We start from the raw sequence: 15,568 nt of genomic DNA on the forward strand, positions 1-15,568 counted from the left end.
AAATACTCTGCACTCATTATTCTGAACCCTTAATTGGTAAACATGAAAACACTCGATAAAATACCGACTAGCAAAATAGGCCGCACCACCGAGTTGGTTAAAACGGGTGCCAAAATTGGAGCCAACTATTTAAAATATTATTCAAAAAAAGCGGTCAACCCCAGTCTGGACCGCTCTTCCCTTGATGAAGATAACGCCTCAGATATTTATGACGGCTTGAAGAGTCTGAAAGGAAGTGCGCTGAAAGTTGCTCAAATGCTGAGTATGGACAAAAGTCTATTGCCCGGTGCTTACGTAGAAAAATTTAGCCTCGCTCAATTCAGCGTGCCACCACTTTCTGCGCCATTGGTACGCAAAACCTTCAAAAAGTACCAAGGAGCCTATCCAGAAGATATTTACGATTCATTTTCAAGAAATTCAGTGAATGCAGCCAGCATAGGTCAAGTTCACAAAGCGACTAAAAACGGTAAAGAACTCGCCGTCAAAATTCAATATCCTGGCGTTGCTGATTCTATAAGTAGTGATCTCGCCATGGTAAAACCTATCGCGATCAAAATGTTTAATCTGAAAGGTGAGGATAGTAAGCGCTACTTTGCAGAGGTTGAAGACAAGCTACTGGAAGAAACCGATTACGAGCTGGAGGTAAAGCAAAGTCTAGAAATTACTGAGGCTTGTTCTCACATTCCCAACCTTAAATTTCCTAATTACTATCCGGAGCTCTCCAGCAAGCGTATCATAACAATGGACTGGATGAAAGGGCAGCACTTGAGTGAGTTTGCAAAAACAGATTTTCCCCAGGAGACCGGGAATAAGCTGGGACAAACGCTTTGGGATTTTTACATGTTTCAAATGCATGGTCTGAAAGCCGTACATGCTGATCCGCATCCCGGAAACTTCTTGATTTCTGAAAATGGCGATTTAATTGCAATTGATTTTGGCTGTATCAAGGAAATCGTTGAAGAATTTTATCAGCCCTACTTTGAGCTGGCAGTTCCCGCAAGCATCAACAATCCCGAAATTTTCAGACAAAAGCTTTTTGAACTGGAAATTTTGAGAGAGGATGATACCGAAAATGAGATCAATTACTTCTCGGCACTATTTCACGAGATGTTGAGCTTATTCACTAAACCCTTTCAAAGCGAGACCTTTAACTTTGCCGATGCTACATTTTGGGATGAAATAAGTTCGCTGAGCGAGAAATACAGCAACGACAAAGAGTTGCGTAAGATGAACGGTAATCGAGGCAGCAAACACTTTTTGTACATCAACCGTACGTTCTTCGGACTCTACAATTTGTTGCACGATCTTAAAGCAACAGTCAGAACTAGGGAGTATGTGAAGTTTCTTGAGGAGAAGGGTTTTGAGAATCATCCGGCGTTGTGAGCAGCTACATAATGGTTGAAAGTTTTGGTAAGGGCAGGTTTAAACCTGCCCTTACTGAATCTATGATTTAACAAAACTTCTAAGATTTGTATATTGTATGCTAGAAATCCAGCCAACTCACCATGTCCAGAAATTTTCATCAGTTACACCTACATCTTGTATTTGTTACTAAGCACCGAGATCATCTCATTAATGATCAACTGGAAAAATCTCTTTATCAACATTTGTGGGTAAAAGCTCATGAGCTAGAGTTATTTCCGATCGCCATCAATGGGACTAAGGATCATTTGCATCTTCTAATCGGCATCCCGTCTACTTTATCTGTAGCGAGTATCGTGAAAAATCTCAAAGGTTCCAGTTCTAGGTTTGCAAATGATTTCATGGGAAACCAAGATCTTTTTCAATGGTCTCGTGGGTATGAAGCATTTACTGTCAGCAAAAAAGATATACCGATGATCAAAAGCTACATCAGAAATCAAAATGATCATCATAAAAAAGGAAGCGTTAAGTCAGATCTGGAATTTTGAATCTGGCCAATCATATACGTTTTGATTTGAGTAAGGGCAGATTTAAATCTGCCCTTATTGGGAAACTTTGTGTACAACTTGAACCCATCTAAGAAGGGGTCAAAACCTGCCCTTACTGAGAGATAACCCTACGCCTTTGACTTCCCGCTAATCATACCGACAAGCAATATAGTTTTGTAGCAAAAAACTCCTAAATTCCCTACTTTTGCGCCCTTGTAAAACACTGGTGGAATGAGTAGTAAATTCAATGAATACAAGGGTCTGAACCTCCCTAAGGTAGATGATAACGTTAAGCAGTTTTGGAAATCAAACGAGATTTTCAAAAAGTCTGTGACTACACGCGAGGGTAATGAACCATTTATATTCTTTGAAGGGCCTCCTTCAGCAAATGGCCTTCCCGGGATCCACCACGTTATGGGAAGAACGATCAAAGATCTTTTTTGCCGTTATAAAACACAGCAAGGGTTTCAGGTAAATCGTAAAGCAGGTTGGGACACTCACGGTCTTCCCGTAGAATTGGGCGTTGAAAAAGCGCTGGGCATTACTAAAGAAGATATCGGCACAAAGATCAGCGTTGAGGAATATAACCAGGCTTGTAAAGATGCCGTACTCAAGTATACCGACATCTGGAGCCAATTGACTCAAGACATGGGTTACTGGGTAGATATGGATGATCCATACATCACCTACAAGCCGAAGTATATGGAGTCTGTCTGGTGGTTGTTGAAGCAGATTTACAATAAGGACCTGCTCTACAAAGGCTACACGATCCAGCCCTATTCACCTGCTGCGGGAACAGGCTTGAGTTCGCATGAGCTCAATCAGCCAGGCACCTATCAAGACGTTACAGACACCACCGTAACTGCCCAATTCAAGGTGAGTGATCCTTCACAATTGCCTTTTGAGACTAGCGGAGAAGTGTTTTTCCTAGCTTGGACTACCACGCCTTGGACATTGCCATCCAACACGGCTCTTACTGTAGGTCCTAAAATCGATTATGTACTTGTAGAAACTTTCAACCAGTACACGGGTGATCCTATGCAGGTAATTCTCGCTGAGAAATTGGTTAAGAATCAGTTTGGGAAAAAGTATGAGGCTTTAGAAGGTGACGCTTTCGCGAAAGCGAGATCAGAATATCAACTAGGCGATAAAAAAATTCCTTACACCGTACTGGCGACCTGCAAAGGAGCTGACTTAATTAACATTAAGTACGATCAACTCCTCGACTACGCAAAACCATATCAAAATGCGGAGGACGCGTTTAGAGTCATCGCTGGTGATTTTGTGACGACCGAAGATGGTACCGGAATCGTGCACACCGCTCCTACTTTCGGAGCAGACGATGCGCTTGTTTCCAAACAGGCAAATCCACCTATACCGCCTATGCTCGTTCTCGATGAAAACGAGAATCCTGTACCATTGGTCAATTTACAAGGAAAATTCAGAGATGAGCTGCCAGGAGTAGGCGGAAAGTATGTAAAAAATGAATACTTCAATCCAGAAGAAGCGCCTGAGCGATCGGTAGATGTAGATATCGCGATCTCATTAAAAGAGCAAAACCGCGCCTTCAAGGTGGAGAAATATGTCCACAGTTATCCCCATTGCTGGAGAACGGACAAACCAGTGTTGTATTACCCGCTAGACAGCTGGTTCATAAAAGCGACCGATTTCAAGGACCGCATGCACGAGCTCAACAAAACCATCAACTGGAAACCTGCTTCTACGGGAGAGGGACGTTTTGGGAATTGGCTCGCAAATGCTAATGATTGGAATCTTTCTCGATCCCGTTTTTGGGGAATCCCATTGCCTATCTGGCGTACAGAAAATGGTAGCGAAGAAAAAATCGTGGGTAGCGTAGAGGAATTGGTCACCGAGATTGGGAAATCCATCGATGCTGGTTTCATGGAGAAAAATCCGTTTGAGGGATTTGTGGTAGGTGATATGAGCGAGGAAAACTATAACCTCGTGGATCTCCATAAAAATGTGGTGGATCAAATCATATTGGTTTCTGACAGCGGAGAAAAAATGATGCGCGAGGCAGACCTGATTGACGTTTGGTTTGACTCAGGTTCCATGCCTTATTCTCAATGGCACTACCCTTTTGAAAACAAAGAGGCAGTTGAAAACGGACTCAGAAAGGCAGATTTCATTGCTGAAGGTGTGGATCAAACACGTGGATGGTTCTACACCTTACACGCGATCGCGACCATGATCAGCGATGACGTGGCATACAAAAACGTAGTTTCTAACGGGCTCGTTCTCGACAAGAATGGTCAGAAAATGTCTAAAAGACTAGGCAACGCCGTAGATCCATTTGAAACACTCAGCAATTTTGGAGCTGATGCCACCCGCTGGTACATGGTTTCTAATGCAAATCCATGGGACAACCTGCGTTTTGACCAAGATGGTATTTTAGAGGTACAGCGCAAGTTTTTTGGGACGCTTTATAACACCTACAGTTTCTTTGCTTTGTATGCAAATGTTGATGGATTCCGCTTTCGCGAAAGCGAGATCCCACTAGCAGAGCGCCCAGAAATAGACCGCTGGATCCTTTCAGAACTCAACACCCTGATCAAGGACGTGACCGCATTTTATGATGATTACGAGCCAACCAAAGCCACTCGAGCGATTACCACTTTTGTGACGGAAAACCTAAGTAACTGGTACGTGCGCTTGTGTAGACGTCGTTTCTGGAAAGGAAGCTACGAGCATGATAAAATTGCTGCCTACCAGACGCTATATACTTGTTTAAAAACGGTAGCTCAACTGGGCGCTCCTGTTGCTCCGTTCTATATGGACCAACTCTACCGTGACCTGACCAGCGTTTGTGAGGAAAATGCGGGTGAAAGCGTTCACTTAAGCACGTTCCCTACGGCTGACGATTCCCTAATCAATAGCGAGCTGGAAGAAAAAATGCACAAGGCGCAAATCATCTCTAGTTTGACACTTTCATTGCGTAAAAAGGAAAGCATTAAAGTGCGCCAGCCGTTGCAGCGCATCATGATCCCTGTTTTGGATCCTAAAGAGCGTGCGCAGATCGAAGCCGTTGCAGATCTCGTAAAAAGCGAGGTAAACGTGAAGGAAGTAGAATTGATCGATGACGCAAGCGGAATTCTCGTAAAGGAGATCAAGCCTAATTTTAAGGCATTGGGACCTCGATTTGGGAAAGACATGAAGGTGGTCGCAGCTCAAATAAGAAGTTTTCAACAAGAAGACATCAATTTGTTAGAAAAAAATGGCGAGAAAACAATAGATCTCAATGGTAAAGAAGTTACCTTGACCCTGTCAGATGTAGAGATAACCTCCTCAGATATCGAGGGATGGCTCGTTGCCAACCAGTCTGGAATAACCGTCGCGCTTGACGTGACTCTCACTCCAGAATTACGTAATGAAGGGATCTCACGAGAACTGGTCAACCGCATTCAAAACATAAGAAAGGATTCTGGTCTTGAAGTGACAGACCGCATCAATATCGTGATGCAATCGCATGAATCCATGAACGATGCCGTGAGTGAAAATGAGCAGTATATCAAGGATGAAACTCTAGCAGATGACTTAACCTTAAAACAACAACTCGATAACGGTACAGAAATTGAGTTTGACGATATAAAGACCGTTATTGCGATCAAAAAACTATAGACATGAGTACAGACGAGAAATTGAGGTATAGCGATGCAGACCTCCTACATTTTAGAGGAATTGTAGAGAAAAAAATACGTGAGGCTGAAGAGCAACTAGAGCTTATCAAAAGTGCTTTTAAAAACGATTCTGACAACGGTACTGAAGATACGGCTCCGCAATTCAAAGCGTTTGATGAAGGAAGTTCTGTTATGAGTAAGGAGTCTAATGCGCAACTTGCCATCAGACAAGAGAAGTTTATACGCGATCTCAAAAATGCTTTAGTAAGAATTGAGAATAAATCTTATGGAATATGTCGTGTGACAGGTAAGCTGATCAAGAAAGAACGTCTCGAGCTTGTTCCTCATGCCACGCTGAGCATCGAGGCAAAAAACATGCAATAGTCGTTGACCAGAGTTACCTTTCAATTTATATCAAGCCTTTTTGAGCATTTTCAACAAATGTGTTCAAAAAGGTTTTTTGTTTTTTGGGGACTTTGGGTTCTCGTTTTCATGAACCTTCCTGCCTTAGCGACACGACAGGCAGGAGCATACTCCCAAAACGATTCTCGCAATATCATCAATTCGAGCATAAAAGGTAGCGATTTTGAAGTCGTGGACATCGTATTTGATACATACGTTGCTTTAGAAATTGGAAATTCTACGGATGGGAAAGTCCTACTATTTGAAGAAGAAAATGGTGAGTATAAAAATGCGATACAAGTGCGCCGGACTATTGAGAAGGACAGTTTGAAATTGATAAACACGAAATCTTTATCATTTGAATTTCCACAAGACAAATTAAGTGCGCACAAAGTCATCAATACTTCGCTCAAGTTATTGATTCCAGAAGGTAAAAAGGTCATAATCAATGTAAGGGAAGCAACTGTTTTGTGCGAGGGAAGTTTTGAAAGTATTTACGTAAATCAACTTTCTGGCACATGTAAATTCAAGATGATCGAAAGTGATGTAACGGTAGTAAGCGTCTACGCCGATATTGATTTTGAGCTTTCTGATCTTCAGAACAAACAAATTCTAAGGGAAAATCAGAAAATGAAATTTTGGTTTGGAAAGGGTGCTCGCTATAGTGCGGATCTGCAAACCATTCATGGGAATATAAGCTTAGAGAGGTAGTGTAATAAGTCTTATTTTTGGCACTCTTTAGAAAGAAATGAAATTATCCAAAGCCATACTCATAATCATTGCCGTGCTGTTCATAGATCAGGCGAGCAAGATTTACATAAAGTTGAACTACCCACTTACGGGAAGTAGAAATCCGATTGTGGACTGGGGGAAATTCCAATTGCTTTTTTATGAGAATGCCGGAGCGGCATGGGGTTTTGAAATTCCTGGCGACTATGGAAAAATCATTCTAACGGTTTTTAGATTGTTTGCTATATGCGGTATTGGTTACTGGTTGTGGACTAGTGTGCGCGACAAAGGACCTAAAATACTGAGCGTTTGTATTGCCTTGATTTTTGCGGGAGCGCTGGGAAATATAATTGATTCAGTTTTTTATGGTCAGCTTTTCTCGAGTAGTGTTCACGGTGTCGCAGAATTTATGCCTGAGGGCGGTGGTTATGCACCGTGGTTTTACGGTGAGGTTGTAGATATGCTGTACTTTCCGCTTTTTGATGGCGTCTGGCCTAATTGGGTTCCTATGGTAGGTGGAGAGAGCTTTTCTTTTTTCAATGCCATTTTTAATGTTGCTGACAGTTCTATCACCATAGGTGTTATGCTGCTGATTTTGTTCAGTAAAAAAGCTTTCCCAGATAAGAAAACGGCTTGATTTCAAACAAAATCAATTAAGTAAGTCCTTTCTTTAATTCTGTCAAGACTGATACCTATTTCCTAATATTTTCTAAATTGAGTTCTTGAACTTACGTATCTTGGGATCATGATTCTAGATGCAAAAAAAGCCCTTTACCTCTTACTGGGCTGTTTCCTTATTTCAAGTTGTCAAAATGTCCAAGAGAGTAAGTTAGAAGAAGAGCTAACATCGCTCGATCTGGTCAATCCATTTATAGGTACAGGTGGTCATGGTCATACGTATCCTGGAGCTTCTGCGCCTTTTGGTATGATGCAGTTGAGTCCAGACACCAGACTAGATGGCTGGGACGGTTGTAGCGGCTACCATTATTCTGACTCTTTAGTTTACGGTTTTTCCCATACGCATTTGAGCGGTACCGGAGTGAGTGATTATGGTGATATACTTTTCATGCCAACTGATCAACCCTACCTGAATAATGGCGCTGATGGCAAGCAAGGCTATCGGTCCTCATTTTCACACGATCAGGAAAAAGCAAGCCCAGGATATTACGAGGTAGATTTATTAGACACTAATATTAAGGTCAGACTCACCGTTTCTAAAAGAGCAGGTGTCCACGAGTACACTTTTCCAGATGCCGACTCCCAATACATGATTTTAGACCTTGAGCATCGAGATGAGTTGCTTGAGCATGAATTCAAACCTATTTCAAAAACGCAATTCAGCGGAAAGAGGTTTTCAAAAGCATGGGCTGCAAATCAAATGTTGTTCTATTATTTTGAGACTTCACACCCTATTATAAATCTCGACGAAATTGATCAAGATCAAGCTGTTTATGCACTAAAATTTGACAATCCGAATAACGAAAAAGTTACCATCAAAATTGGAATCAGCGCAGTGAGTGCTGAAGGTGCTAAAAACAATCTCAATACAGAAATAGGTAACAAGAGTTTTGATCAAGTTCTAGAAGAAACTCAAGCATTATGGAAACAAGAACTGGATAAAATCGAGATTACAGATAATAACCTAGAGAATAAAAAGATCTTTTACACATCACTTTACCATACCATGCTGGCGCCTAATATCTACAATGACGTAGATGGTAGGTACCGTGGAATGGATCTCAAAATACACGAGGCTGAAAACTTCGATTATTACACTGTCTTTTCTCTTTGGGATACTTACCGGGCCGCGCATCCACTCTACACCATCATTGACCAAAAAAGAACAAACGATTTCATCAACACCTTCAATGCAAAATATGACGAGGGCGGCATCCTCCCTATATGGGACTTAAGCGGCAATTACACCGGCTGCATGATAGGATATCATGCCATTCTCGTCATTGCAGATGCCTATCTTAAAGGTATAAATGACTATGATGTAGAGAAAGCTTTCCAAGCCATGAAGCACAGCTCTGTCCAAGATCACTTAGGACTGAAAAGCTATAAGGAGATGGGTTTCATACCCGTAGAGCTGGAATCTGAAAGTGTTTCAAAAACCTTAGAGTATGCTTACGACGACTGGACCATCGCCCAAATGGCTAAAGAAATGAATCGACAAGAGGATTATAAAACCTACATTCAGCGAGCTCAGAACTATAAAAACCTTTACAACCCACAGACACGATTTTTTCAAGGCCGCATGCGCAACACGTGGTTTGCCCCTTTTGATCCTGCTGAAGTCAATTTTAATTACACCGAGGCCAACGCTTGGCAATACAGTTTGTATGCACCTCAAGATATCAGCGGACATATAAATTTGATGGGAGGTGATGATGATTATGAAAAACATCTCGACCAGCTTTTCACAGCACCTCAACAAACTTCTGGACGGCACCAAGCAGATATCACCGGTCTTATCGGTCAGTACGCGCACGGCAACGAACCCTCCCATCACATGGCTTACCTCTACAATTTTGTGGGTAAACCGCATAAGACTCAAGAGCGCGTTTACGAGATCATGAATACTTTGTATCAAAATGCTCCTGACGGCATTTCCGGAAACGAGGACTGTGGCCAGATGAGCGCGTGGTACGTCATGAGTACCATGGGTTTTTATCCTGTGACGCCGGGTTCAAACCAGTATATCATTGGCACGCCATTGTTTCAAGAGGTGAATATAAACCTTGAAAATGGCAATAACTTTAAAATCGTTAAAGAGGGAGAAGGCATTTATGTTGCTGGTGTTGAGTACGCTTTCGCGAAAGCGGAACAACCACAATCTCTATCTAAAAGTTATATAGACCATTCCATGATTATGCAGGGCGGCACGCTTACCTTCAAAATGAGTGAAACCCCTGAAGAATGGGCAACCCGCAGCGAAGATAGACCAAGCACCACAATTGAAGACCACCTGACCGTGAGCCCTCCGTTCATGGCAAGTGGCGAGATTGCTTTTGCAAAAAGCACTCAAGTTGAGCTACAAAGCATCGATTCAAATGCCACCATTTTCTACCGATTAGGTTACAAAGGAGGATTTAAAAAATACGAGAAACCTTTTGAAATAGACAAACCCATTGTACTCACAACCTATGCAGAACGCGATGGCAAAAAAAGCACGGCAATAAACACCAATTTGTACAAATATGACGATCGCTTGACCATTAAATTGGGGCATAAATATGCGCAACAGTACAGCGCTGGCGGCGATCAGGCACTCATAGACGGGATGCGAGGAACTCTAGATTATAGAAGCGGAACCTGGCAAGGAAGTCAAAATCAAGATCTAGACATCACCATCGATTTAGGAAATCTGCGTGCGATTACGACTGTTTCAACTGCATTTTTAAAAGACCAGCGCAGCTGGATATTTTTTCCAACGGATGTTGAGGTTGAACTCTTAGGTGAAAACGACAACATTGTTGCGTCAAAAAAAGTACAACTACCTGAAACGGGAAAAGAAGAAGTTAGAGCCATTCATCCCGTTTCTTTAAACTTTGAACTCACTAAAGGTGTCCAGAAAGTAAGATTGAAAGCGGGTACAGCGGGCAAGCTCCCAGAATGGCATCTAGGTTACGAGCATGGTGGCACCGCCTGGACATTTATAGACGAAATATCCATAAACTAAATCCATGAAGAGATCAGACTTCATTAAGCTTAGTGCTGCTGGTGGTATCTCACTCACACTAGGAACGCAATTGCTGGGCTGTACTGATAACAAAAAACAGAAAAAAATGAGTCCATCAAAACCTATCTCAATCTGCACTTGGGGATTTGTAAATGCAAACGCCGCAGCTGCCGACGCGCTAGAATCTGGAATGAACGCTTTAGATGCTGCAATTACCGGTGTTCAGATCGAGGAAGAAAACATTAAAAATACCACCGTAGGAAATGGCGGCACTCCAGACCGAGAAGGCCATGTGACTCTTGATGCCTGTGTGATGGATCATAACGGTAATGCTGGTTCAGTCGTTTTTGTTGAAAATTATACCCGTGTAGCCACACTGGCAAAAATCGTGATGGAAGAAACCCCTCATGTGATGCTTGCAGGCAGAGGCGCTGAGGATCTCGCTGCAGAAAATGGATTTAAGAAACAAGACCTCCTCAATGAGAACACCAAATCAGCGTACCGAGAATGGTTAAAGACCAGCGACTACAAGCCAGTAATCAATATAGAAAATCATGACACCATCGGTATGTTGTGTATGGATAAGAAGGGCGACATCAGCGGTGCTTGTACTACTTCTGGACTTGCTTATAAAATGCATGGACGTGTAGGCGATTCTCCTATCATAGGTTCTGGATTATTTGTTGATAACGAGGTAGGAGGTGCTGCTGCAACGGGAATGGGTGAGGAAATCATGAAGTCTGTTGGGAGCTTCTTAATTGTCGAACTGATGCGACAGGGCAAAACACCCCAAGAAGCTTGTGAAGAAGCTGTTCATCGTATTACAAAAAAGGGTGGCTATGAGGATTTTCAAGTAGCCTACATCGCCATCAATAAAAATGGTGAGACGGGCAGCTATTGCATTCATCCTGGTTTTGCTATGATGGAATATCGTGATGGAAAAAATGAACGAGTCAACAGTAAATCTTTTATCAAAGCATAATGACTCAAAAGAAAAATTACTCTGTTCCCTTTATCATTATAACCACGCTTTTTTTTCTGTGGGGATTCATTACGGTTTTGGTAGACAGTCTCGTACCGCGTTTGAAAGATGTCTTCGAACTGAGTTATTTTCAGGCAGGCATGGTACAATCGGCATTTTTTGCGGCGTACTTTGTTTTTTCAATTCCCGCGGGATCGCTGCTCTCCAAAATCGGATATAAGAATGGCATTTTTATAGGATTGCTGACCATGGCTACGGGTTGCTTTTTATTTTATCCAGCCTCTTCGATACGTTCTTTTCCCATCTTTTTGATAGCCTATTTCACTCTTGCTGCAGGGATAACCATTTTACAAGTTGCTGCAAATCCTTATGTAGCTGTTCTAGGCAGCGAAGATGGCGCCAGTAGCAGGCTGAATTTATCACAAGCTTTTAATTCGCTAGGGACTGCAATTGCACCAGCGTTTGGAGCAGCTTATTTATTGAGTGATAAGATTCTTTCTTCGTCAGAAATCAAGATGTTGAGCACCCAGGCTCAAGAGGAGTATTACCTATCTGAAGCGATAGCCGTACAGGATCCGTTTTTGATATTTGGTGGAGTGCTAGCTGTACTAGCCTTGATATTCCTCTTTCTTAAACTACCTGTTATTCAGAAAAATAAGTCAGGTGGATACCTCAAAGTTTTGAAAAACCCTAAAGTTCTGAAAGGAGCCTTGGGAATCTTTGTTTACGTAGGTGCAGAAGTCGCCATAGGCTCCTACTTAGTCAACTATTTTATCAGCCTAGATCTCGCTGAACTTATTAAATCCAGCTCGTTCCTAAGCTCTATTGCTTCGACCCAAGTAGGTGAAGATTTGTATAGCATTGATAACAAGGCTATTGTGGGAGCATTCGTTTTCTTGTATTGGTCTGCAGCGATGATAGGTAGATTTTTAGGGTCTGTCCTGATGCGCTTCTTTGCTCCAAATAAGGTATTACTGGTATTTACCTTAACCGCTGTCGCGCTGATTTGCATGAGTATTTCAAACACAGGAACTTTGGCGATGTTTACGATTCTTGCGGTGGGCTTATGTAACTCGATCATGTTTCCCACGGTTTTTACCTTAACGCTTGATGGTCTGGGAGACAGCAAACCACAAGCCTCGGGAATCATGTGTACTGCGATCGTGGGTGGAGCGGTTATCCCTGTTGCCTTCGGAAAATTAGTAGATACCTACGGATTCACGATTGCGTTTCTCTTACCGATGCTTTGCTACCTCTACATCGCATTTTTTGCGTTAGGACAGAAGATAAGTCTCAAGACGATCTGAAATCTTAAATCAAAAATTAAAAATCTTTTCAGGAGTAACTAGGTAATCCAGCCGTTGATCGTTTTCATTGGCTTCTATCAAGTCGGGTAACGGTTCAAAAAAGTTCAAACCGATTTTGATCGTTTCTGGACGGCATTTCTCTAGAAATCGATCGTAGAAACCTTTTCCATAACCTACTCTATTTCCCTTCAGATCGGCTGCGAGTAAGGGAGTGAAAACAACGTCGATTTGAGATTCTTGGATCTGGATATTACCTTCTCCAGATGGTTCGGGAATCCCATATTTATTGAGCTTAAGGCTCGTCTGATCGGTAAGTAGATAATGGTTAAGAGAGTAATCTTTGAAATTACCTTTTGAGACAATCAAATTTTTATCGCGTCCTTGCAGAACTTGCAGCAAGTATTCGGTTTGAATCTCATGCTGTTTCTCAATACTTAAAAAGAGATGGTAATTCTGAAGGTTCCAGATGTCAAGTTTTAGACATTGGTTAGCTATTTCAATACTCTTTTCCTGTATTTGCTTTCGCGAAAGCGCACTCCTTCTTTCCTTAAATTCAAGCCTTATCTCCCTCTTGCTTTTCATCTATTGAGATATGAAAAATGGCATCGCCCTGATAGACCAAAGGCGCATTGTTAGTATTGATAATATACCCGGCATTTGGAGCCTTTACTTTGAATCTCATGCTGCCGTACGGGTCAGTAATGGTGGCGATGAATTCATCTTTTTCAACTCTCTTACCACAGGGGACTTTTGCATGGAAAAGACCGGAATAACGAGCACGCAGCCACTTACTCTTATTAATGATAATGCTTTCCTTGTGCTCGTCAGGCACGGGAATGGAAGTCTTGAGCATCTTGAGATGATGCAGTACACGCAAAGTCCCATCTACTGCTTCACCCACGATTTCCTTATCGCTGCGTTTAGACTCTCCCCCCTCAAAAAGTAAGTAAGGTTTCCCCATTTCTGAACAGGTCGCGCGGAAGGTTTTCTTCACATTGCTGCTGTACATCAAGAATGGTGCGTGGAAGATTTTTGCGAGTTTCAGTGATTCTGTTTCAGACTCAGAAATACGTAAATGTGGCGCGTTAAAGCGCTGGGCTCCACCGGTATGGAAGTCCAGCACATAATCGACATGTGGCAAGATTTCATTTACAATTTGATAGGCAAACCTACTGGCGAGCGCACCTGTTTTAGTCCCAGGAAATACGCGATTCAAATCCCTACCATCAGGAAATTCCCGCTGATTATTGAGGAAACCAAAAATGTTCAAAATAGGAATCGCGACAATAGTCCCGGCAGCGGGCTTGTTGTACTTTTTGGCGATCATTTGTCGCACGGTTTCCACGCCGTTGATCTCATCGCCGTGTATCCCACCAGTGAGCAATACCACCGGTCCTTCTTTTTTACCGCGCTCGATAATTACAGGGACCTCAACCGTGGTAGAAGTATACAATTTGGCGAGATTAAAATTGAGCTTGTGGCTGGATCCGGGCAGGATCTCTGTACCTAAAATCGTAAGTTCCTTAAATGTTTTAGGCATTTTTCTCTACGTACTTGATTATTTCCTTGGCAATGTTCACTCCAGTCGCTCCTTCTATGCCTTCCAGTCCTGGCGAACTATTAACTTCCAGAACCAGTGGACCACGACTACTTTGTAAAAGATCGACGCCACAAACTCCCAGACCTAAAGCTTTGGCAGCTGCAATTGCTGTTTGTTCTTCGGCACGACTGAGCTGTATTTTTTTAGCAGTTCCACCTCGATGCAAATTGGAGCGGAACTCACCTTTCTGCGCCTGGCGTTTCATGGCACCTACCACTTTATCGCCTACAACAAAAGCACGCAAATCTGCACCGCCAGCCTCTTCAATAAACTCCTGCACGATCACTCGGCTTTTTAAATCATTGTGAGCGTCTATGATAGCATCTGCCTCTTCAAGCGTTTTGGCTAGGTTGACACCTATTCCCTGAGTTCCCTCAAGAACCTTGATCACAACTGGTGGACCGTCTACCAGCTCACAGATATCATCAGTATGTTCACCAAAATTGGTAAATACCGTACTGGGCATTCCCACACCAGAACGAGATAGTTTTTGTAAGCTATGCAACTTGTCCCTACTCATCACCAATGCGTTAGAAGAAACCGTAGAAAAACAACCCATCATTTCAAATTGACGCACAATGGCTGTACCGTAAAAAGTAATGCTGGAGCCTATGCGCGGTATGATAGCATCTGGTTTAGGCAGTTTTTCTGCGTGGTAATAGACCAGCGGTTTTTGCTTCTCCAGTTTAATATCGCAATACAGAACATTAACCGCTCTGGTTTTGTGGCCGGCTTTTTCTGCTTCCTCTATTAATCTTTTTGTGCTGTATAGGCTCGTGCTGCGCGAGAGTATATCAATCTTCATGAATGGATTTCAAATAAGAAACGTCCTGAAGCTCAGGATCGACTATAAATTTTTTTGACAGAAATTTTCTTCCCAAAAGCACCGGGAAACGCATTTCCTTACGGTTGCTCAAGGTAAGGGATATTTTATAAAGCTTCCCAAACATTCTTATGTTTGCCAGCACCTCATATCGAGTCTCCAGGCTGCCGTTGCTGCTGCGCACATTGGTGATCTGGTAATCTTGAAACTCCAGTTTCTTGCCGTGGTATTGCTCGTGGTCCTCGTCCAGAAAAGTGGCGCACAACACGCCGTCTTTTTCTTCAATATCCTGACAATGGATGCTACTGGTATAAGCACCCGTATCGACTTTAACGTCCACATTTTTCAGTTCCAACCTTGGAAAATCTGCCTTATCGGTGCGGCCTATGATGATTTTATCGTCGTACACTTCAATTTAGTTAAGAGGGCAAAGATGCATTTAATGCAGGATTAATTGTGTTTAATAATTGTTACGCTTTTTGATTTCTCGCT

General features: G+C 42.5%; 13 protein-coding genes. 9 read left to right on the forward strand and 4 right to left on the reverse strand.

The genetic code is table 11. The annotated features are described in order from the left end of the window. Positions 1–42 precede the first annotated feature (42 nt). The 9 genes from BST97_RS08535 to BST97_RS08575 all read left to right on the forward strand — a co-directional run bounded on the left by BST97_RS08535 (position 43) and on the right by BST97_RS08575 (position 12,653). Positions 43–1,383, forward strand: a complete 1,341-nt coding sequence (locus BST97_RS08535; protein WP_085766842.1) for an ABC1 kinase family protein — start codon at positions 43–45, stop codon at positions 1,381–1,383. Between the two features lie 122 nt (positions 1,384–1,505). Then, positions 1,506–1,910, forward strand: coding sequence for an IS200/IS605 family transposase (gene tnpA, locus BST97_RS08540; RefSeq protein ID WP_085766843.1), 405 nt, complete (start codon positions 1,506–1,508; stop codon positions 1,908–1,910). A 231-nt stretch (positions 1,911–2,141) separates the two neighbouring features. After that, entirely contained in the window at positions 2,142–5,549 is a 3,408-nt protein-coding gene (gene ileS, locus BST97_RS08545) for an isoleucine--tRNA ligase (protein ID WP_085766844.1), read from the forward strand. A 2-nt stretch (positions 5,550–5,551) separates the two neighbouring features. Beyond that, positions 5,552–5,932: a TraR/DksA family transcriptional regulator gene (locus BST97_RS08550; protein ID WP_085766845.1), complete on the forward strand. Its 381-nt coding sequence runs from the start codon at positions 5,552–5,554 to the stop codon at positions 5,930–5,932. A gap of 108 nt (positions 5,933–6,040) precedes the next feature. Then, positions 6,041–6,661, forward strand: coding sequence for a hypothetical protein (locus tag BST97_RS08555; protein ID WP_157111553.1), 621 nt, complete (start codon positions 6,041–6,043; stop codon positions 6,659–6,661). Between the two features lie 37 nt (positions 6,662–6,698). After that, positions 6,699–7,316, forward strand: a complete 618-nt coding sequence (locus tag BST97_RS08560) for a lipoprotein signal peptidase (protein WP_085766847.1) — start codon at positions 6,699–6,701, stop codon at positions 7,314–7,316. Between the two features lie 108 nt (positions 7,317–7,424). Then, a complete protein-coding gene (locus BST97_RS08565) occupies positions 7,425–10,364 on the forward strand; it encodes a GH92 family glycosyl hydrolase (RefSeq protein ID WP_085766848.1) in 2,940 nt (979 codons plus the stop codon). Positions 10,365–10,368: 4 nt separating this feature from the next. Beyond that, positions 10,369–11,346: an isoaspartyl peptidase/L-asparaginase family protein gene (locus tag BST97_RS08570; protein WP_085766849.1), complete on the forward strand. Its 978-nt coding sequence runs from the start codon at positions 10,369–10,371 to the stop codon at positions 11,344–11,346. After that, entirely contained in the window at positions 11,346–12,653 is a 1,308-nt protein-coding gene (locus BST97_RS08575) for a sugar MFS transporter (RefSeq protein WP_085766850.1), read from the forward strand. Before BST97_RS08570 ends, BST97_RS08575 begins: the two co-directional genes overlap by 1 nt. A gap of 9 nt (positions 12,654–12,662) precedes the next feature. On the opposite strand, the gene BST97_RS08580 is transcribed toward BST97_RS08575, so the two are convergent. The 4 genes from BST97_RS08580 to BST97_RS08595 are packed head-to-tail and all read right to left on the reverse strand — an operon-like array spanning position 12,663 to position 15,485. Beyond that, positions 12,663–13,235 (reverse strand): 5-formyltetrahydrofolate cyclo-ligase, encoded by a 573-nt coding sequence (locus BST97_RS08580; protein WP_085766851.1) that lies wholly within the window; start codon positions 13,233–13,235, stop codon positions 12,663–12,665. Beyond that, positions 13,207–14,193, reverse strand: a complete 987-nt coding sequence (locus tag BST97_RS08585) for a succinylglutamate desuccinylase/aspartoacylase family protein (RefSeq protein ID WP_085766852.1) — start codon at positions 14,191–14,193, stop codon at positions 13,207–13,209. Before BST97_RS08585 ends, BST97_RS08580 begins: the two co-directional genes overlap by 29 nt. After that, positions 14,186–15,058 (reverse strand): 30S ribosomal protein S6--L-glutamate ligase, encoded by an 873-nt coding sequence (gene rimK, locus BST97_RS08590; RefSeq protein WP_085766853.1) that lies wholly within the window; start codon positions 15,056–15,058, stop codon positions 14,186–14,188. Before rimK ends, BST97_RS08585 begins: the two co-directional genes overlap by 8 nt. After that, a complete protein-coding gene (locus tag BST97_RS08595) occupies positions 15,048–15,485 on the reverse strand; it encodes an ATP-dependent zinc protease family protein (RefSeq protein ID WP_085766854.1) in 438 nt (145 codons plus the stop codon). Before BST97_RS08595 ends, rimK begins: the two co-directional genes overlap by 11 nt. Positions 15,486–15,568 lie beyond the last annotated feature (83 nt).

Source organism: Nonlabens spongiae, assembly GCF_002117125.1.
In the GTDB taxonomy this organism is placed as follows: Bacteria; Bacteroidota; Bacteroidia; order Flavobacteriales; family Flavobacteriaceae; genus Nonlabens; species Nonlabens spongiae.

What these genes read in the sequence shown, in the direction of transcription:
- BST97_RS08585 (WP_085766852.1), bottom strand. Translation starts at nt 14,193, where the DNA reads ATGCCTAAAACATTTAAGGAACTTACGATTTTAGGTACAGAGATCCTG.
- BST97_RS08570 (WP_085766849.1), top strand. Translation starts at nt 10,369, where the DNA reads ATGAAGAGATCAGACTTCATTAAGCTTAGTGCTGCTGGTGGTATCTCA.
- BST97_RS08535 (WP_085766842.1), top strand. Translation starts at nt 43, where the DNA reads ATGAAAACACTCGATAAAATACCGACTAGCAAAATAGGCCGCACCACC.
- BST97_RS08580 (WP_085766851.1), bottom strand. Translation starts at nt 13,235, where the DNA reads ATGAAAAGCAAGAGGGAGATAAGGCTTGAATTTAAGGAAAGAAGGAGT.
- BST97_RS08550 (WP_085766845.1), top strand. Translation starts at nt 5,552, where the DNA reads ATGAGTACAGACGAGAAATTGAGGTATAGCGATGCAGACCTCCTACAT.
- BST97_RS08560 (WP_085766847.1), top strand. Translation starts at nt 6,699, where the DNA reads ATGAAATTATCCAAAGCCATACTCATAATCATTGCCGTGCTGTTCATA.
- ileS (WP_085766844.1), top strand. Translation starts at nt 2,142, where the DNA reads ATGAGTAGTAAATTCAATGAATACAAGGGTCTGAACCTCCCTAAGGTA.
- BST97_RS08575 (WP_085766850.1), top strand. Translation starts at nt 11,346, where the DNA reads ATGACTCAAAAGAAAAATTACTCTGTTCCCTTTATCATTATAACCACG.
- BST97_RS08555 (WP_157111553.1), top strand. Translation starts at nt 6,041, where the DNA reads ATGAACCTTCCTGCCTTAGCGACACGACAGGCAGGAGCATACTCCCAA.
- BST97_RS08565 (WP_085766848.1), top strand. Translation starts at nt 7,425, where the DNA reads ATGATTCTAGATGCAAAAAAAGCCCTTTACCTCTTACTGGGCTGTTTC.
- tnpA (WP_085766843.1), top strand. Translation starts at nt 1,506, where the DNA reads ATGTCCAGAAATTTTCATCAGTTACACCTACATCTTGTATTTGTTACT.
- rimK (WP_085766853.1), bottom strand. Translation starts at nt 15,058, where the DNA reads ATGAAGATTGATATACTCTCGCGCAGCACGAGCCTATACAGCACAAAA.